18 protein-coding genes are annotated in these 18,304 nt (G+C 66.2%); 6 read left to right on the forward strand and 12 right to left on the reverse strand.

The window, feature by feature from the left end:
* Nucleotides 1–33 precede the first annotated feature (33 nt).
* Together BRO63_RS02895 and BRO63_RS02900 are read right to left on the reverse strand one after the other, a co-directional pair.
* Complete coding sequence (locus BRO63_RS02895; RefSeq protein WP_088138450.1) at nt 34–1,086, reverse strand: cytochrome d ubiquinol oxidase subunit II; 1,053 nt, start codon at nt 1,084–1,086, stop codon at nt 34–36.
* On the reverse strand, nt 1,083–2,426 hold the full coding sequence (locus BRO63_RS02900) for a cytochrome ubiquinol oxidase subunit I (protein WP_088138451.1): 1,344 nt from the start codon (nt 2,424–2,426) through the stop codon (nt 1,083–1,085). The genes BRO63_RS02895 and BRO63_RS02900 overlap by 4 nt, the downstream gene beginning before the upstream one ends.
* Nucleotides 2,427–2,562: 136 nt before the next feature.
* Here BRO63_RS02900 and BRO63_RS02905 point away from each other — a divergent pair, with 136 nt between their 5' ends.
* The 4 genes from BRO63_RS02905 to minE all read left to right on the forward strand — a co-directional run bounded on the left by BRO63_RS02905 (nt 2,563) and on the right by minE (nt 6,576).
* Nucleotides 2,563–4,329: a glutamine--tRNA ligase/YqeY domain fusion protein gene (locus BRO63_RS02905; protein ID WP_013391713.1), complete on the forward strand. Its 1,767-nt coding sequence runs from the start codon at nt 2,563–2,565 to the stop codon at nt 4,327–4,329.
* Nucleotides 4,330–4,491: 162 nt separating this feature from the next.
* Nucleotides 4,492–5,358, forward strand: a complete 867-nt coding sequence (gene minC, locus BRO63_RS02910) for a septum site-determining protein MinC (RefSeq protein ID WP_013391712.1) — start codon at nt 4,492–4,494, stop codon at nt 5,356–5,358.
* Nucleotides 5,359–5,499: 141 nt separating this feature from the next.
* Nucleotides 5,500–6,315: a septum site-determining protein MinD gene (minD, locus tag BRO63_RS02915; protein WP_041652327.1), complete on the forward strand. Its 816-nt coding sequence runs from the start codon at nt 5,500–5,502 to the stop codon at nt 6,313–6,315.
* A gap of 3 nt (nt 6,316–6,318) precedes the next feature.
* A complete protein-coding gene (minE, locus tag BRO63_RS02920) occupies nt 6,319–6,576 on the forward strand; it encodes a cell division topological specificity factor MinE (protein ID WP_006217654.1) in 258 nt (85 codons plus the stop codon).
* Between the two features lie 89 nt (nt 6,577–6,665).
* On the opposite strand, the gene BRO63_RS02925 is transcribed toward minE, so the two are convergent.
* From BRO63_RS02925 to BRO63_RS02940, 4 genes are all read right to left on the reverse strand, one after another.
* Nucleotides 6,666–6,890, reverse strand: coding sequence for a glycine zipper 2TM domain-containing protein (locus tag BRO63_RS02925; RefSeq protein WP_042796532.1), 225 nt, complete (start codon nt 6,888–6,890; stop codon nt 6,666–6,668).
* Nucleotides 6,891–7,081: 191 nt separating this feature from the next.
* On the reverse strand, nt 7,082–7,615 hold the full coding sequence (locus tag BRO63_RS02930) for an isochorismatase family protein (protein ID WP_088138452.1): 534 nt from the start codon (nt 7,613–7,615) through the stop codon (nt 7,082–7,084).
* An 83-nt stretch (nt 7,616–7,698) separates the two neighbouring features.
* On the reverse strand, nt 7,699–9,372 hold the full coding sequence (gene ettA / locus BRO63_RS02935; RefSeq protein ID WP_088138453.1) for an energy-dependent translational throttle protein EttA: 1,674 nt from the start codon (nt 9,370–9,372) through the stop codon (nt 7,699–7,701).
* A 106-nt stretch (nt 9,373–9,478) separates the two neighbouring features.
* Nucleotides 9,479–10,399, reverse strand: coding sequence for a DMT family transporter (locus BRO63_RS02940; RefSeq protein WP_088138454.1), 921 nt, complete (start codon nt 10,397–10,399; stop codon nt 9,479–9,481).
* Between the two features lie 101 nt (nt 10,400–10,500).
* On the opposite strand from BRO63_RS02940, the gene BRO63_RS02945 reads away from it, so the two are divergent.
* Together BRO63_RS02945 and BRO63_RS02950 are read left to right on the forward strand one after the other, a co-directional pair.
* Nucleotides 10,501–11,367, forward strand: coding sequence for an AraC family transcriptional regulator (locus BRO63_RS02945; protein ID WP_256943230.1), 867 nt, complete (start codon nt 10,501–10,503; stop codon nt 11,365–11,367).
* A gap of 69 nt (nt 11,368–11,436) precedes the next feature.
* The gene (locus BRO63_RS02950) at nt 11,437–11,970 is read left to right on the forward strand and encodes a hypothetical protein (protein ID WP_088138455.1); all 534 of its coding nucleotides are present in this window, start codon (nt 11,437–11,439) and stop codon (nt 11,968–11,970) included.
* Between the two features lie 58 nt (nt 11,971–12,028).
* Here BRO63_RS02950 and BRO63_RS02955 read toward each other — a convergent pair whose 3' ends face one another.
* From BRO63_RS02955 to BRO63_RS02980, 6 genes are all read right to left on the reverse strand, one after another.
* On the reverse strand, nt 12,029–13,024 hold the full coding sequence (locus BRO63_RS02955) for an ABC transporter ATP-binding protein (RefSeq protein WP_088138456.1): 996 nt from the start codon (nt 13,022–13,024) through the stop codon (nt 12,029–12,031).
* Nucleotides 13,021–14,001: an ABC transporter ATP-binding protein gene (locus BRO63_RS02960; protein WP_088138457.1), complete on the reverse strand. Its 981-nt coding sequence runs from the start codon at nt 13,999–14,001 to the stop codon at nt 13,021–13,023. The genes BRO63_RS02955 and BRO63_RS02960 overlap by 4 nt, the downstream gene beginning before the upstream one ends.
* 7 nt (nt 14,002–14,008) lie before the next feature.
* A complete protein-coding gene (locus BRO63_RS02965) occupies nt 14,009–14,923 on the reverse strand; it encodes an ABC transporter permease (RefSeq protein WP_088138458.1) in 915 nt (304 codons plus the stop codon).
* A complete protein-coding gene (locus BRO63_RS02970; protein ID WP_013391701.1) occupies nt 14,923–15,912 on the reverse strand; it encodes an ABC transporter permease in 990 nt (329 codons plus the stop codon). The genes BRO63_RS02965 and BRO63_RS02970 overlap by 1 nt, the downstream gene beginning before the upstream one ends.
* A gap of 84 nt (nt 15,913–15,996) precedes the next feature.
* The gene (locus tag BRO63_RS02975; protein ID WP_088138459.1) at nt 15,997–17,568 is read right to left on the reverse strand and encodes an ABC transporter substrate-binding protein; all 1,572 of its coding nucleotides are present in this window, start codon (nt 17,566–17,568) and stop codon (nt 15,997–15,999) included.
* Nucleotides 17,569–17,755: 187 nt separating this feature from the next.
* Nucleotides 17,756–18,253, reverse strand: coding sequence for a MarR family winged helix-turn-helix transcriptional regulator (locus BRO63_RS02980; protein ID WP_088138460.1), 498 nt, complete (start codon nt 18,251–18,253; stop codon nt 17,756–17,758).
* Between the last annotated feature and the right edge of the window lie 51 nt (nt 18,254–18,304).

The raw sequence follows: 18,304 nt of genomic DNA on the forward strand, positions 1-18,304 counted from the left end.
TCGGGGCAGCCGCGGCCGGGCGTCCCCGCCAGGTCAGCTTGGCGGCGGCAACAGCGGCACCGGGGCGCGCTCCTTGCCGAACACCGAGCGGTAGGCCAGGATGTTGAACACCAGCACCACCGGTATGCCCACCACCGCTCCGGCCAGCACCAGGCGCATCGAGCCCAGCGCGCCCGCGCCGTCCCACAGCGTCATGTCGTCCAGGATCAGGTAGGGGAACAGGCTGTAGGCCAGGCCGCTGAGCATCAGCAGGAACAGGGCCACGCACAGCACGAACGGCAGCCAGCTGAAGCGGTCTGCCTTGCCCGGCAGCCGCGCCAGCAGCATTTCTGCCGCCACGAAGCCCGCCAGCATCAGCACCCAGACCGTCGCCGCCAGGCTCAGGTGGGCGATGTTGCTCCACTTGTAGAAGATGCCCGCATTGGCCAGGCCCAGCGTGACCGCGATCGCCACCATGCCCACCGCCGTCCAGCGGATGGCGTGGCGCGCCCAGTTGGCGGCGCGGCGCTGCAGATCGCCGTCCACCCGCATCACCAGCCAGGATGCGCCCAGCAGCACATAGGCGGCCACCGCGCACAGTCCCACGAACATCGAGAACCAGCCGTAGCCGGCATCGGACTGGTAGCCGGTCGCGATGCGGCCCAGCAGCATGCCCTGGCCGAAGGCGGCGATCAGCGACCCCGCCCAGAAACCGAAGATCCAGCGCGGCTTCATCTCGTTGCGCGCGCGGATGCGGAATTCGAACGACACGCTGCGCAACACCACCCCCAGCACCATGCAGGTCAGCGGCCCGTAGAGCTTGCCCAGCACCGCGCCCCAGGCGAACGGGAACGCCGCCGCGAACAGGCCCATGCCCAGCAGCAGCCAGAATTCATTGGCGTCGCGCCACGGGCTCAGCAGGCTCATCATGCGGCCGCGCTCGTGTTCCGGCGCCAGTTGCAGCAGGATGCCCACGCCCAGGTCGAAGCCGTCCAGCACCATGCCCGCGGCGATCACCACGAACAGCAGGGCCATGAAGGCCAGCGGCATCCAGAAAGAGGGATCGTCGGGGTTCAGGCCCTGAGAGGCGGCCAGCATGGCGATCATGGCGTGCCTCCAGCCAGTTTGCGCACGGGCACGACGCCATAGCGCGCCGCGTGGAACAGCATGCCGACGAACGCCGCGAGCAGCAGCAGGTACAGCACGCCATAGCCTATCAGCCCGTACAGCACGGTGCTGGAAGCCACGATGCCCAGCACCTCGGATTGCGTGACGGTGCCGTTCACCGCGAACGGCTGCAGGCCCAGGATGGAAACCCACCATCCGGCCACGACGGCAATGGCGCCGGAGAACATCATGCCGCACAGGACCCGCTGCCACCAAGGCGGTAGCGTGGACGGATCCAGTCCGCGCCGGAACGTCCACAGAAAGGTCACGCAGGCGACAGCCAGCATCAGCAGGCCCAGCCCGGCCGCCACGCGCAGCGACCAGAAGGTCAGCGCCACCGGCGGCAGCATGCCCGAATACTTGTCCAGGCCGCGGTAGGTGCCGTCCTGGTTGCGATGCAGCCACATCCCGCCCATGTTGCGCAGGGTCAGGTCGGCCACATTGGAATGCGAGCGAGCATCGGGCCAGGCGAACAGCACCAGCTGCGGCTGCGCGCCGCTTTCCCAGTAGCCCGCGGCGGCGGCGGCCTTGGCGGGCTGCAGCTTGGCGATCATCTGCCCGGCGCCGGTCGCGACCGGCAACTGCATGAAGGCCGCCACCACGGCGACCACCAGCGCGGTCTTGAACGCATTGCGTTCGCCATCGCCCAGCGGGCGCCGCAAGGCTTGCAGCGCGGTCACGCCCATCATCAGGAAGGCGGAGGCCAGGGCCGCGCCCACCATCACCACCGCCATGCGCCACCCCACCGACGGATTCAGCACCACGGCCACCCAGTCATAGACCTGGTAGCGCCCGTCGACCAGCAGCGCACCGTCCGGCGTCTGCATCCAGGATTGCAGGGCCAGCACCCAGAACACCGCCACCAGCTGCCCCACCGCCACCATCAGCACGGCCAGCGTATGGGCGCCATCCGACACGCGGCGCTGGCCGAACAGCATGACGCCCAGGAAACAGGACTTGAGGATGAAGACCGAGAGGATGCCGTAGCCCAGCAAGGGGCCGGCCACGTTGCCGATCTTGTCCATCAGGCCCGCCCACAGGCTGCCCAACTGGATCAGCACCGGCACGCTGGCCGCCAGGGTCAGCACGAAGGCCAGCGCGAAAATCCGCACCCAGAAGCGGTAGGCGGCCGTCCAGCCGCCCTGCCCGGACCAGCGCGCCCTGATCTTGAAGAACAGCAGCACCCAGGCGAGCGCCAGGGAGAAGGCCAGGAAAAACGCCAGGAAGCTCAGGCTGGCCACGAACTGCGCGCGGGCCAGGGATAACGTGGATATGTCCATGATGGCCCGTAGTGTAGAGCCAGTTACATGACCGTGGGGACAGTTTGAAACCGGTTGCACGGGCCGCCAAAAGGCCTCGCCTGCGGAACGTGGCAAAATTGACTCTTTGTCGCTGCTTTTTCCTATTCTTTCAAGAATGACCTCCGCCACGACGCCGACCCCCGCCGCATCCAATTTCCTGCTCAACATCGTTCAAGACGACCTCGAAGCCCAGCGCTTCGCAGGCAAGCGTTGGGCGGGCAAGCCTGGCCCGGCGGCCTTGCAAGAGCAGGGCGGACTGGATTCGGCCCGCATCCGCACGCGCTTTCCGCCGGAGCCCAACGGCTACCTGCACCTCGGCCACGCCAAGAGCATCTGCGTGAACTTCGGGCTGGCCCGCGACTTCGGCGGCGTCTGCCATCTGCGCTTCGACGACACCAATCCGGAAAAGGAAGACCAGGAGTACGTCGACGCCATCATCGAGGCCGTGCACTGGCTGGGCTTCGACTGGAAGGCCGACGGCAATGACAACCTGTACTTCGCCAGCGACTACTTCGGCTATATGTACGAGTTCGCCGAGGCGCTGGTCGAGGCCGGCCACGCCTACGTGGACGAGCAAAGCCCCGAAGAGATTCGCGCCAACCGCGGCACGCTGACCGAACCCGGCACCGACTCGCCCTGGCGCAACCGCCCGGCCGCCGAGTCGCTGACGCTGCTGCGCGAAATGCGCGACGGCAAGCATCCGGACGGCAGCCTGGTGCTGCGCGCGAAGATCAACATGGCTTCGCCCAACATCAACCTGCGCGACCCGGTCATGTACCGCGTGCGCCACGCCCACCACCACCGCACCGGCGACCAGTGGTGCATCTACCCGATGTACAGCTGGGCGCATCCGGTCGAAGACGCGCTGGAAGGCATCACGCACAGCGTCTGCACGCTGGAATTCGAAGACCAGCGCCCGTTCTACGACTGGATCCTGGCGCGCCTGGCCGAACTCGGCAAGCTGGCGCAGCCGCTGCCGCACCAGTACGAATTCGCGCGCCTGAACGTGAGCTACGTCGTCACCAGCAAGCGCAAGCTGCTGCAGCTGGTGCGCGAAGGCCACGTGGACGGCTGGGACGATCCGCGCATGCCGACCCTCTTCGGCCTGCGCCGGCGCGGCTACACGCCGTCCTCGATCCGCCTGTTCTGCGACCGCACCGCCGTGTCCAAGTCCGATTCCCGCATCGACTACAGCCTGCTCGAGCAGGCGGTGCGCGACGACCTGGACCCGGTCGCGCCGCGCTCGGTGGCCGTGCTGGACCCGCTCAAGCTGGTCATCACCAACTACCCGGAAGGCCAGACCGAGATCTGCACCGCGCCGCGCAACCCGCACGATCCCGAAGCCGGCGTGCGCGAATTCCCGCTGTCGCGCGAACTCTGGATCGAACGCGACGACTTCCGCGAAGAAGCGCCCAAGAAGTACTTCCGCCTGTTCCCCGGCAACACCGTGCGCCTGAAGTACGGCTACGTGGTGCGCTGCACCGGCTTCACCAAGAACGAGGCCGGCGAGGTCGTCGAGGTCCAGGCCGAATACCTGCCGGAAACCAGGAGCGGCACGCCGGGCGCGGACAGCGTCAAGGTCAAGGGCAACATCACCTGGGTCAGCGCGGCCCACGCGGTGCCCGCCCAGATCCACCTGTACGACCGACTGTTCGCCGATGCGCGTCCCGACGGCGGCGACAAGGACTTCCTGGCCTGCCTGAACCCCAACTCCAAGCTGACCGTCACGGCCTGGCTGGAACCGGGCACCGTCGCCACGCCGGGCGCCACCTGGCAGTTCGAGCGCCTGGGCTACTTCACGGCCGACCTCAAGGAATCCACTGCCGAAGCGCCGGTGCTCAACCGCATCGTGACCCTGCGCGATTCCTGGGCGCAAGGCTGACGCGATCCGCGTCCGCATTGCCGGGAAAAGGCGCCGAAAGGCGCCTTTTTCTTTGGATCCGCCCCCTGCGCATGCCGCCCCTGGGCGGGTTATCATCCCCCGAACCCCGCAGCCGGTCGAGCGCGCCGTTTCCCGGCGCCGGGACCGCCAGCCACAATCAAGATGAACACTGAATCCCTAGCCCTGGACTTCAAAAGCGCCACCCTCTATGCCATCCGGGTGGTCCTGCACAGCGCCGACCCCGAACGCCTGAACGCCGCCCTGGCCAAGCGCATGGCCGATGCCGGCAGCTTCTTCGAAAACGAACCCGTGGTCGTCGACGCCAGCCGCGTCGAAGAGAAAATCGATTGGACCGCCCTGGTGGCGGCATTGCGCGGCCACAACCTGCCCCCCATCGGCGTGGTGGCCGAAGGCGCCAACCTGGAAGCCGCGCGCGCCGCGGGCCTGGCGCCGGTGGAACTGTCCACGCCCGCGGCCCGGCCCGCGCCGGTGATCGACACCGCGCCGCCCAACGACGTCTCCACCCCGGTGCCATCCGTACCCGCCGCCGCGGTCGAAACCGCGCCCGCGCCCACCGAAGTGTCCACCGAGCCGGAAGCGCCCGCCGACAAACCCGCGGCCGAACCGCTGCCGGCGCGCGCGGCCAGCAACACTACCTCCGCCGCCAGTCCCACGCCCGCCGCGCCGCACTCGTCGTCGGCGCTGGTCATCACCAAGCCGCTGCGTTCGGGCCAGCGCGTCTATGCGCGCCACACGGACCTGGTGGTGATCGGCATGGTGAGCCAGGGCGCGGAAGTCATCGCCGACGGCAACATCCATGTCTACGGCCCGTTGCGCGGCAAAGCCATGGCAGGCGCTCGCGGCGACACCTCGGCGCGCATCTTCACGACCCACCTGGATGCTGAACTGCTGGCCGTGGCCGGCGTGTACCGCGTGGTCGAGGACAAGCTGGACCGCACCCTGCACAACCAGCCCGCGCTGGTCCGCCTGGATGGCGAGACGCTGCGCATCGAAGCCCTCAAGGCCTGAGATCCGGCGCCAGGCCGCCCGCGGCGGCCGCTGCGCTCGCGCAGACACCCGCGCAAATTTCAACACATCCTGTAAGAAGCCTTACAAGGGCTTTTTGCTTTACGATAACGCGATTTATTCGAACATAAGGGTTTGATCGTCATGACACGCATTGTTGTGGTGACTTCCGGCAAAGGCGGCGTGGGCAAAACCACGACCAGCGCCAGTTTTTCTGCAGGACTCGCGATGCGGGGCCACAAGACCGCTGTCATCGACTTCGATGTCGGCCTGCGCAACCTCGACCTGATCATGGGCTGCGAACGTCGCGTCGTGTACGACTTCGTCAACGTGATCCAGGGCGAAGCCACGCTAAACCAGGCTCTCATCAAGGACAAGCAGCTCGAAAACCTGTTCATCCTGCCCGCCTCGCAGACGCGCGACAAAGACGCGCTGACGCAGGAAGGCGTGGAAAAGGTCATCAACGACCTCAAGGGCATGGGCTTTGACTACATCGTCTGCGACTCGCCCGCCGGCATCGAAACGGGCGCGCTGATGGCCGCCTACTTCGCCGACGACGCGCTGGTCGTGACCAACCCGGAAGTCTCGTCGGTGCGCGACTCCGACCGCATCCTGGGCATCCTGGCCGCCAAGTCCAAGCGCGCCGTGGAAGGCGACGAACCGGTCAAGGAATACCTGCTGCTGACGCGCTACAGCCCCAAGCGCGTGGTCGACGGCGAAATGCTGTCGCTGGGCGATATCGAGGACATCCTGCGCATCAAGCTGATCGGCGTGATCCCCGAATCCGAAGCGGTGCTGCAGGCCTCGAACCAGGGCCTGCCGGCCATCCACCTCAGAGACACCGACGTTTCCGAAGCCTACAAGGACGTCGTGGCCCGTTACCTTGGCGAAGACAAGGCCCTGCGCTTTACCGACTACGAAAAGCCCGGTTTCCTGAAACGCCTGTTCGGAGGCAAGTAAGCAATGTCCTTCCTGTCGTTTCTGCTTGGTCAAAAGAAGACCTCCGCATCCGTTGCCAAGGAACGGTTGCAGATCATCCTGGCCCACGAGCGGGGCCGCGGCGATTCGCCCGATTACCTGCCGCAGCTGCAGCAGGAGCTTATCGCCGTCATTTCGAAATACGTGAAGATCAACCCCGAAGACATCAAGGTGCACCTGGAACGCCAGGACACGCTGGAGGTTCTGGAGGTGAAGATCGAAATGCCGCAGAACGAGACCTGATGCGGCTGCGCGCGCCGCCATCCGGCGCCCGCGCGATAGTCAAAAAAATGCCCGGCATTGCCGGGCATTTGCTTTGGGGCGGCGGATGCTTAACGCTTGCCGACCTGATCGCCGATGACGCCGCCGATCGCCGCTCCGCCCACCGTTCCGAGGATGCCGCCGTTGGTGATCACGGCGCCTGCCACGCCGCCCAGGGCAGCGCCGCCGACGGCGCTCTTCTGGCGATGGCTCATGCCGTCCCAGGAAGAGCAGCCAGCCATGGCGGCGGTCATCGCCAGCGCGACACAGATTTTGGAGAGAGATGCGATTTTCATATTTGTGGTTCCTATTCTCGTACCCGGGAATCGCGCATGAAACTGGATGCGAGCGCGCGGCGCCCATAAGGGTCTGGAACCTTCAGGATCGCAAAATATTCTTGCCCTGGCTGTGAAGTTTGCCCATGAATTGTGTCAAAAGGCGAGTTAATCTTTGCGCGCCCCAGGGATATTGTTGCAGCACGCTGCCGCTATTTGACCAGACGTAACACCTCGCGAAAGCGCGGGTGCTCGCAAGTGCGCATCCACTCGAATATCGCCATCTCGGACGTGACGATTTCAGCGCCATGCGCGCGCGCGCGGCGCAGCGCCGCGTGATGATCGGCGGGCTTGCGCGAGCCCGCGGCGTCCGACACCAGCACCGCGTGGTAACCCAGATCGACCAGGCCGATCACGGTCTGCAGCACACAGATATGCGCCTCGCAGCCCGCCACCAGGATGGTCTTGCGCGCGGCCGGCAGCCAGGCCTCGAAGCCCGGCTCCAGCGCGGAAGAAAAGTGCATCTTCTGGAATGTCGTCTGGATCTGCTCGCGCAGCGGCTCCACGGTGGCGCCCAGCATCTTGGCGTGGTGTTCGGTGGCGGCCACCGGCACGTCCAGCAGGCGCGCGGCCTGCGCGAGTTTGTGCGCGGCTTGGAGCACGGCCTCGCCTTCGTGGATGACGGGCATCAACCGGCCCTGCATGTCGACGATCAGCAGGGTGGAATCGGAAGCGGACAGCAGCATGGCGTGGAACTCCTGGAAGTAGCCTCTAGCATAACGCTGGCAAAAAAAACCCGGCGCGAGGCCGGGATTCTTGCAGGCGCTGATTACTTCAGGGCCTTGTAGCGCAGGCGCTTGGGCTTGGCGCCCTCTTCGCCCAGACGGCGCTTCTTGTCGGCTTCATATTCCTGGTAGTTGCCGTCGAAGAACACGACTTGCGAGTCGCCTTCAAAGGCCAGGATATGCGTGGCGATGCGGTCCAGGAACCAACGGTCGTGGCTGATGACCATGACGCTGCCGGGGAACTCCAGCAGCGCGTCTTCCAGCGCGCGCAGGGTTTCGACGTCGAGATCGTTGGACGGTTCGTCCAGCAGCAGCACGTTGCCGCCGGCGATCAGCGTCTTGGCCATGTGCAGGCGGCCGCGTTCACCGCCCGACAGCTGGCCCACGACCTTGTTCTGGTCGCCGCCCTTGAAGTTGAAGCGGCCCAGATAGGCGCGCGACGACATTTCGAACTTGCCCACGGTGAGCAGGTCGGCGCCGTCGGCCACCGCGTCGAACACGGTCTTCTTGTCTTCCAGCGCATCGCGCGACTGGTCGACGTAGGCCAGCTTGACGGTCTTGCCGATATTGACCTCGCCCGAATCGGGCTGCTCGCGGCCGGCGATCATGCGGAACAGCGTCGACTTACCGGCGCCGTTGGCGCCGATGATGCCGACGATGGCGCCGGGCGGCACCTTGAAGCTGAGATTGTCGATCAGCAGGCGGTCACCGTAGGCCTTGCTGACGTTGTTGAATTCGATGACCTCGTTGCCCAGGCGCTCGCCCACGGGAATGAAGATTTCCTGGGTTTCGTTGCGCTTCTGGTATTCGTAGGACGACAGTTCCTCGAAGCGGGCCAGACGCGCCTTGGCCTTGGCCTGGCGGCCCTTCGGGTTCTGGCGCACCCACTCCAGTTCCTTCTTGATGGTCTTCTGGCGGGCCGATTCAGACGACTCTTCCTGCTTCAGGCGGTCTTCCTTCTGCTCCAGCCACGAGCTGTAGTTGCCCTTCCAGGGGATGCCGTAGCCACGGTCCAGTTCCAGGATCCATTCGGCCGCGTTGTCCAGGAAGTAGCGGTCGTGGGTCACGCCCACCACGGTGCCGGGGAACTTGTGCAGGAACTGCTCCAGCCATTCCACGCTTTCGGCGTCCAGGTGGTTGGTGGGTTCGTCGAGCAGCAGCATGTCGGGCTTGGACAGCAACAGGCGGCACAGCGCGACGCGGCGCTTTTCGCCGCCGGACAGCTTGCCGACGATGGCATCCCAGGGCGGCAGGCGCAGCGCGTCGGCGGCGATTTCCATCTGGTGCTCGATATCGTCCGCGCCGCTGGAGGCGGCGGCGGCGATGATGGCTTCAAGCTCGGCCTGCTCGGCGGCCAGCGCATCGAAATCGGCGTCCGGCTCGGCGTAGGCGGCATAGACCTCGTCCAGGCGCTTCTTGGCCGTGACGACGGCGCCCAGGCCTTCTTCCACCGACTGGCGCACCGTGTGCTCGGGGTTGAGCTGCGGTTCCTGCGGCAGGTAGCCGATGTTCAGGCCCGGCATGGGGATGGCTTCGCCCTCGATTTCGCGATCGACGCCGGCCATGATCTTCAGCAGCGTCGACTTGCCCGAGCCGTTCAGGCCCAGCACGCCGATCTTGGCGCCAGGAAAAAACGAAAGCGAAATATCGCGCAGGATCTGCCGCTTGGGCGGCACGATCTTGCCGACGCGGTTCATGGTGTAGACGTATTGGGCCATGGGCTCGTATGGGAGATATAGCTGATGAACCGTCGATTGTAGGCCGGAACCCTGACCGGCGTATGTCCGCCGCCAAATGGCCGGCCCGCGCTGCGGGTCCGTCCCTTCAGGCGGCCTTCGGCCGCACCGCGCGCCCGCCAGTGCGCAGCTGCGCCAGCATAACGCCGGCCAGCGCCATCGCCCCGCCGACGATGTGGAACAGATGGGGCTTTTCGTCCAGGAACACGGCCGCGATCGCGACCGTGGCCACCGGCATGAGGTTGAGGAAAATGCTGGCGCGGTTGGGACCCAGGTGCTTGACGCCCTGCATCCATAGAAAGGGCGCGAACAGCGACGGGAACACCGCCGCGTACAGCACCAGCGGCAGGTTATCGGCGTTGAGCGGCGAAGGCGGCGCCATCAGGAAGGCCGGCAGCTGGAACAGCACGCCGAAAGCCACCTGCACATACAGCGACTGCCACGGTCCCACCGGCAAGGCCCAGCGGCGCAGCAGCACCCCATACAGCGCGTAGGCCAGCGCGCCCACGCCCATCAGCAGGTCGCCGCGGTTGGCCCCCACTTCCAGCAGCCGGGCGGGATCGCCTTCGCCGATCAGCAGGGCCAGGCCCGCCAGCGACAGCAGGCCGCCCAGCATGGCCATGGCCGAGGGCAGCTCGCGCAGCAGCAGCGCCACCACCGCAATGGTCATCAGCGGAATCATCGCGGTAATGATGCCCATGTTGGTCGCCGTGGTACTGGCGGCCGCCACATAGGCCAGGCCCTGGTACAGCGCCATGCCCAGTCCGCCCAGCACCGCCAGCTTGGGCAGGTTGGGCAGGATCTGGCGGCGCTGCGCCCAGACGCCAGGCAGCACGAAGGGCGTCAGCACCACGCCGGCCAGGGCCCAGCGGTAGAAGCCGATGGCAGCGGGCGCAATGGCGCTGGCCGCCATCTTGGTGACGATCATATTGACCGACCAGATCAGGGCCGCCAGCAACGGGTACAGCAGGTAGCGGGCGGGAACATGGGGAGAGGAAGCACGGGTCATGAGGGGCAATGCGCAGGGGATGGACAAGACGGGGCCAGTGTAGGATATGTCCGACCTGATGTATATAATGAAAAACAGACAAAATCAGACGAAGTTCCGACATGTCCGCCATCGATTCCGCGCCCGAGCTGGCCAGCCACCTGCCCTACCCGCTGGCCTGCCGCATCCTGCATTTCACGCCGAACTCCCGCATGAAGCGCCACAGCTCGCCCTGGGCGGAACTGAACTTCGCGATCTCCGGCATCATGGAAATCGGCATACGCGGCGTCACCTATCTGTCGCCGCCGCAGTACGCCATCTGGATACCGCCGCATGTCGAGCATTGCTGCCAGAACGAGGGCGAGGTGCACTACGCCTGCATCGACATCCCCGCCGCGGCCTGCGCCGGCCTGCCCACGGAACCGTGCACGCTCGAGATCAGCCCGGTCATGCGCGCGATCCTGGGCGACTTCGAGCAACGCGGCATCAGCTATCCGGATACGCCGGAAGACCGGCGCATGGCGCAGATCGTCATCGATCAGGCCCGCCAGGCGCGGGCTTACGCCAGCTACCTGCCCTCCACCTCCGATCCGCTGCTCGCGCCCATCCTGTCGGCGCTGCAGCACAGCCCTGGCGACAAGCGCGGCGCCGCGCACTGGGCCGCCACCGCGAAAATCACCGAGCGCACGCTGCTGCGCCACTGCCAGCAGCACCTGGGCATGTCGTTCAATGAATGGCGCCTGCGACTACGCGTGGTCAGCGCGCTGGGCATGCTGGACGCGGGCCAGCCGGTCCAGTCCGTGGCGCGCGAACTGGGCTACAGCACGCCCTCGGCCTTCATCGCCATGTTCCAGCGGCTTACGGGCCAATCGCCCGACAACGCGCGCAGGCGCAGCCAGGGCGGCGCGCCCGCGCCACGACCCCGGAAAACCGCGTCATCCAAGCGTCTGATGCAAGGCGCGGCCGATCGCGAGACAATACGACTGTAGCCAGGGCCTGCCAGCAGGCCCGAATCTTGCCGTGCCGTCGCGGCTTCATCGCGCCCAGGAATCCTCTTCATGTCTGCCTCCGCCACTCCCCCCGCCTCCCTGACCCATTTCAGCACCACCGAACTGGACATGCTGGCCAAGACCGCCGACGCCTTGAGCGCCTATCTGGGCAAGCCCGTGCTGGCCGAAGTGGTGCTGGGCGATGACGGCACCGAATGGGTGACCTATGGCGTGCCCATGGATGAAAACGCCAAGCCCGACGAGGACCAGACCCACGTGCAGCTGGGAGGCCCCGGCGCCCGCCTGCTGGGCAACCGCGGCGGCTTGGCCCAGTCCGACGACGACACCTACGACTGCCTCTATCTCTGGGCCATCGAGATCTCGCTGAACGAAGGCGAGCGCTTCATCAAGCTGGACCACGACGGCGAAGAATCGGCCTGGTCCGACAATCTGGAAGACGTGCTGCCGTTCGCCCTGTCGGAAGAGCCCGTGCCGGCGGATCCGGACGCGGAAGACGAAGAGGAAGAAGAAGACGAGGACGATGAGGATGACGAGGGCGATCACGGCCACGACCATCCTCACGACCACAACCACCGCCACTGAGGCGGCGCCGGACGGCGGGTTGCGGCCGGCATGGCCGCGCAACCGCGCCGTCCGCGGATCAGACCGAGATCCGCCCTTCCTGCACGGCGTGGCAGGCCACCACCGACAATCCCGCAGCCAGCGCCACCGGCGCCTCGGCCTTGCAGCGCTCGTTCGCGTGCGGGCAGCGCGGATGGAAGGTGCAGCCCGAGGGCGGATTGAGCGGATTGGGCACCTCGCCCGCCACCGCGGTGCGCGGCTTGCCCGCCCCGTTGATGTCGGGAATGGCCTCCAGCAGCATGCGCGTGTACGGATGGCGCGGCCGCGCGAACAGCTCGTCGCGCGGCGCCACCTCCACCATGCGGCCCAGGTACATCACCCCCACCCGGTCGGCCACGTGATGCACCACCGCCAGGTTGTGGGAAATGAACAGATAGGTCAGCCCCAGGTTGCGCTGCAGGTCCTTCATCAGGTTCAGCACCTGCGCCTGCACCGACACGTCCAGCGCCGAGGTCGGCTCGTCGCACACCAGGAATTCCGGATTCACCGCCAGCGCCCGCGCGATCGAGATGCGCTGGCGCTGGCCACCTGAAAACTGGTGCGGATAGCGGCCCTGGTCGGCCGGATCCAGGCCCACCTGCTTGAGCAGTTCGCCCACGCGCGCGCTGCGCTCGTCAGGCGTCATGGCGGTGTGGGTCAGCATGGGCTCGGCGATGATGCGGCCGACGCGCCAGCGCGGGTTCAAGCTGGCATAGGGGTCCTGGAAAATCATCTGCAGCCGCTTGCGCAGGGCGCGGCCGCCCGGCTCGGACATGCGCGACAGAGGCTGGCCGTCGAAGCGTATGTCGCCGCGGGTCAGGCCATACAGGCCCACCAGCATGCGCGCCACGGTCGATTTGCCGCAGCCCGATTCGCCCACCAGCGCCAGCGTCTCGCCGCGCGCGATCTCGAACGACACTCCGTCCACGGCGCGCAGCATCACGCGCGGCTTGCCCGCGAGCTTGCGTTCCAGCCACGGCGGCGACACATCGAACCAGCGCGCGGCGTCCTTTACTTCCACCAAGGGCGTCGTCATGCGGCCACCTTATCGTTGTTGTCGTGCAGCCAACAGGCCGCGCGGGACGTGCCGGCCGTCATCAGCTCCGGACGCTCCACGCCGCAACGCGGCAGGCGCTGGCCGCAGCGCGGATTGAAGGCGCAGCCCGGTGGAATGGCGTTCAGGCGCGGCATGCTGCCGTCGATCTGCACCAGCCGCTCGGAATGCCCTTCCAGCGACGGAATCGAGCCCATCAGCCCCGTCGTATAGGGATGGCGCGGCTTGTGGATCACGTCCGCCACCGGACCGATCTCGGCCACCCGGCCCGCGTACATCACCGCGACGCGGTCGGCGGTTTCGGCGATCACGCCCATGTCGTGCGTGATCAGCATCACCGCCGTGCCGTTTTCACGGCACAGGCGCTTGAGCAGCTCGATGATCTGCGCCTGAATTGACACGTCCAGCGCGGTGGTGGGTTCGTCCGCCACCACCAGCTTGGGCTCGGCCGCCAAGGCCAGCGCGATCACCACGCGCTGGCGCATGCCGCCGGAAAATTGGTGCGGGTAGTGGTCGATGCGCTCGCGCGCGGCCGGGATGCCGGTCGATGCCAGCAGCTCCACCGCGCGCTCGCGCGCCTGGGACCAGCTCAGGTCCAGGTGCGTCACGATGGTTTCCGCCAGCTGCCGGCCCACCGTGTACAGCGGGTTCAGCGAGGTCAGCGGGTCCTGGAACACCGCGCCGATCTCGCGGCCGCGCACGCGGCGCATCTGCTCATCGGGCAGGTTGTCGATGCGGCGGCCCGCCAGCAGGATCTCGCCCGCGGCGATGCGCCCCGGCGGTTCCAGCAAGCCGATGATGGATGCGCCGGTCAGGGATTTGCCGGCGCCGGATTCGCCCACTACGCCCAGGACTTCGCCAGCCTGGATGGAAAAGGACACGTCGTCCAGGGCGCGCAGCGTGCCGCGGCGCGTGGGAAATTCCACGCGCAGGTTGCGGACTTCTAGAAGTGCGCTCATGTAAACCTCAATTCAGCCGGGGGTTGAGCGCATCGCGCAGCCAGTCGCCTAACAAGTTGACCGACAGCACCAGCAGCACCAACGCCGCGCCGGGGAAGATGGTGATCCACCATTCCCCTGAAAACAGGAAGTCGTTGCCGATGCGGATCAGCGTGCCGAGCGACGGCGCGGTCGGCGGTACGCCTACCCCCAGGAACGACAGCGTGGCCTCCGTGATGATGGCCGTGGCCAGGTGCACCGTGGCCAGCACCAGCACCGGACCCAGCACATTGGGCAGCACGTGGCGGAACATGATCACGGGCGAGGCCACGCCGATCACGCGCGCCGCCTGCACGTATTCGCGGTTCTTCTCCACCAGGGTGGAGCCGCGCACGGTGCGCGCATACTGCGGCCAGCCCGCCAGCGCGATCGCGCCGATCAGCACCGGGAACGCGATCAGCTCATGCAGCTCGCGCGGCACCGCCGCCCGCGCCACGCCATCGATCAGCAGCGCGATCAGGATGGCGGGGAACGACAGCTGCACGTCGGCGATACGCATGATGAACGCATCGATGCGCCCGCCCGCGTAGCCCGAGATCAGCCCCAGCACGATGCCGATCAGCATCGACAGCAGCACCGAGGCCAGGCCGATCAGGAGCGACACGCGGGTGCCGTACAGGATGGCCGAGTACAGGTCGCGGCCCTGGCTGTCGGTGCCCAGCAGATAGGTCGGCAGGCCGTTGGCCTCCCAGGCGGGCGGCAACAAGGCGTCCAGCAATTCCACCGTGGTCAGGTCGAACGGGTTGTGCGGCGCCACCCAGCCGGCCCCGAAGGAGCCGATCAGCAGCAGCGCCAGCATCACGGTGGCGACGATGGCCACGGGCGCCCGGCGCCAGGCCCAGGCGATGTCGCTGTCCCACCAGCGTTTGAGTACGGCGCGCATCAGTGAGCCCCCCCGCCGCGGGTCAGCCCGGAACGCAGGCGCGGGTCCACGACAAAATACAAAAGATCGACGATCAGGTTGATCACCACGAACACCAGCGCAATCAGGCACAGGTAGGCCGCCATGACGGGCACGTCGGCGAATTGCACGGCCTGGATGAACAGCAGGCCCATGCCCGGCCACTGGAACACGGTCTCGGTCACGATGGCGAAGGCGATGATGCCGCCCAGCTGCAGGCCGGTGATGGTGATGACCGGCACCATCGTGTTCTTCAGCGCATGGCCGAAGTGGATGGCGCGGCGCTTCAGGCCGCGGGCGCGGGCGAACTTGATGTAGTCCGAACGCAGCACCTCCAGCATTTCCGAACGCACCAGGCGCAGCACCAGGGTCATCTGGAACAGCGACAGGGTGATGGACGGCAGGATGAGATGCTTCCAGCCCGTGGCGGTGAACAGCCCCGAGGACCACCAGCCCACGCTGACGGTGTCGCCGCGGCCGTAGCTGGGCAGCCAGCCCAGTTGCACGGAGAACACCAGGATCAGCAGGATGCCGATCAGGAAGGTGGGCAGCGACACGCCCAGCAGCGAGCCGGCCAGCAGCAACTGGGACACCAGGCTGTTGCGCTTGAGCGCGGTATACACGCCCAGCGGCACGCCCACCAGCAGCGCCAGCAAGGCCGCCACCATGGACAGCTCCAGCGTGGCCGGCAGGCGGGACTTCAGCAGGGTGGAAACGGGTTCGCTCTGGCGCAGGGATATGCCGAAATTGCCCTGCAAGGCGTTGGCCACGAAATGGCCGAATTGGACGATGGCGGGCTCGTTAAGCCCCAGGCGCTCACGCAGTTCGATGCGCTCGGCATCGGTGGCGTCCTGTCCCAGCATGATGGTGACAGGGTCGCCGACGTATTGAAAAAGCACAAAGGCCAGTAGCGCGACGGTGAGCATCACCGCTACGGCCTGCAACAGGCGACGCAGTATGAAAGCAAACATAGGCGGGAAAGGCGTAACGGCGGAAACCCGCAGGCCTGCTCAGCATGAACAGGCCGTCGGGCTCCGCCGTTTGATTAGCCTGGATCAGTCAACCTTGACCCAATCGGCAACGAGGCGATTGTCGGCACGGTGGACCACCGTGACGTTCTTGCGCATGGCCCAGGGAATGACCTGGTCGTGCAGCGGGATGTGGCCGAAGTCCTTGGCGTGCCCTTGCAGCACGGTGATGATGTCGGCGTCACGCTTGGCCGGATCGGTTTCCGTCTTGATCCGGTCGATGATGACGTCCAGTTCCTTGTTGCTGTAGTTGCCCAGGTTGTACATGCCGTCCGCGCCCTCGCCCTTGGTGCGGATCAGGTTCTGCAGCGTGTACATGGCGTCGAAGGTGGGCACGCCCCAGCCGAACAGGTAGGCGCTGGTGTCGAACGACTGCACCTTGGGGAAATAGGTGGAGCGCGGCATGGCGTTCATGGTCGCCTTGACGCCGACCTTGGCCCACATGCCGACCACTGCCTGGCAGATGGCTTCGTCGTTGATGTAGCGGTTGTTCGGGCAGTCCAGCGTGAAGTTCAGCGTGCCGTCGTAGCCGGCTTCCTTCAGCAGGGCGCGGGACTTTTCCGGATCGTAGGGCACGCGCGCCTGCAGCTGCTGGGCCCAGCCGTGCACCTGCGGCGCGATCATCGTGCCGGTGGGCGCGGACAGGCCGCGCATCACGGCGCGCTTGATGGCGTCCACGTCGATCGCGCGGTACAGCGCCTCGCGCACGCGGATGTCCTGGAACGGGTTCTTGCCCTTGATGTTGGAGTACTGGAGTTCCGGACGCTTCTGGTCCAGGCCCAGGTAGATGGTGCGGTACTCGTTGCCTTCCACGACCTTGGCCGACTGGCGCAGGCGGTCCAGGTCCTGGGCCGCCGGATCCAGCACGAAGTCGATTTCGCCCGACAGCAGCGCCGCGGTGCGCGTGGCGTTCTGCTTGATCGGCGTGAACACGACCTCGGTCACGTTGCCGACCTTGCCGCCCTTGTTCCACCAGTCCTTGTTTTCCTCGAACACCGTGCGCACGTCCACTTCGCGCGACTTCAACTTGTAGGGGCCGGTGCCGTTGGTGTTGCGCGCGGCGTAGGTCTCTTCCTTGTTGACGAAGTCCTGCGGCTTGGCGACGTTATTCTTTTCCGACCAGGCCTTGTTCATGATGAACACGTTGGTCAGCTGGCGCAGCAGCACTGGATTGGGCGCCGAGGTCTCGATCTCGACCGTCAGGTCGTCGATCTTGCGCGCTTCCTTGATGCCGGTGGTGTAGGCCTTGTAGTTCGAGGTGGGCGCCATGGCGCGGTGGATCGAGAACACCACGTCGTCGGCGGTAAAGGCGGCGCCATCATGGAACTTCACGCCGGGGCGCAGCTTGAAGCGGTACAGCGTGGGCGAAACCTGCTCCCACTCCGTCGCCAGGCGCGGGTTGACCTTGAAGGACTTGTCATAGTCCACCAGCGGTTCGTAGACGTAGCTGTTGGCGGCGATCGTCATGCCTTCGTTCTGCGAGTGCGGATCGAAGGTGAGGATGTCGCCCTGGGCGGCCCAGCGGAAGGTCTTGGCCTGCCCGATCGTGGGCACGGCAACGGCGGCGGCGATCGCGATAGCAATCAAAGTGCGGCGCATAGGTTCAACTCCTGACTGTAGTCTGAATACCGGCGCGATATTGCCTAGCCGCAAGACCTCCGTCAATTGAGGGTTTATGCGTACCGTAGGGGGTTTTCACAGAGGGAAGACCAATTGGGGACACATAAGCTTGTAACAAAATAATTGAAGTAAACAGCGTTGGGCACGCCGCCCGCCCCACCCCCGGCTATTCGTCGTCCGGCGCCGACAGTTCCAGCGGCACGTGCTCGGTCATCAGCACTTCCAGCATGTCGATCAGCATCGCGGCCTTTTCCTCGCCGAACGGGGCTAGCACGGCCTTCTGGTGCTGCAAAGCCTGCTCGCACAGCGCGGCGATCAGATTCGTGCCCTTGGTGGTGATGCAGACCCGCGTCTGCCTCCGGTCCGCGCGCACGCCGGTGCGCGCCACCAGCCCTTCGGCCTCCATGCGCTGCACCACCTTGCTCAAGGTGGGCTGCTTGGTGATGGCCAGCACCGCCAGCGTGCCTATGGTTTCGCCTGGACTGCCCTCCAGGCTGGCCAGCACCCGCCATTCAGTCACCGACAGGCCGGCCGCTTTTACCTGCAGATGGAATTCCGCCGAAATGCGCTGGCTGGCCTGCGCCAGCAGATAGGCCAGATAGCCATCGACGAAGCGGCCTTTGTGCGCCGCCGCGTGCGTGTCCCGCTGCTTGTCCAACCGCATGTTGCTTTGCTCCCACGCACCGGAATACAGGGCCGACGCGGCCCGACGAAA

The organism is Achromobacter xylosoxidans, from assembly GCF_002192695.1.
Classification (GTDB): domain Bacteria; phylum Pseudomonadota; class Gammaproteobacteria; order Burkholderiales; family Burkholderiaceae_B; genus Achromobacter; species Achromobacter xylosoxidans_C.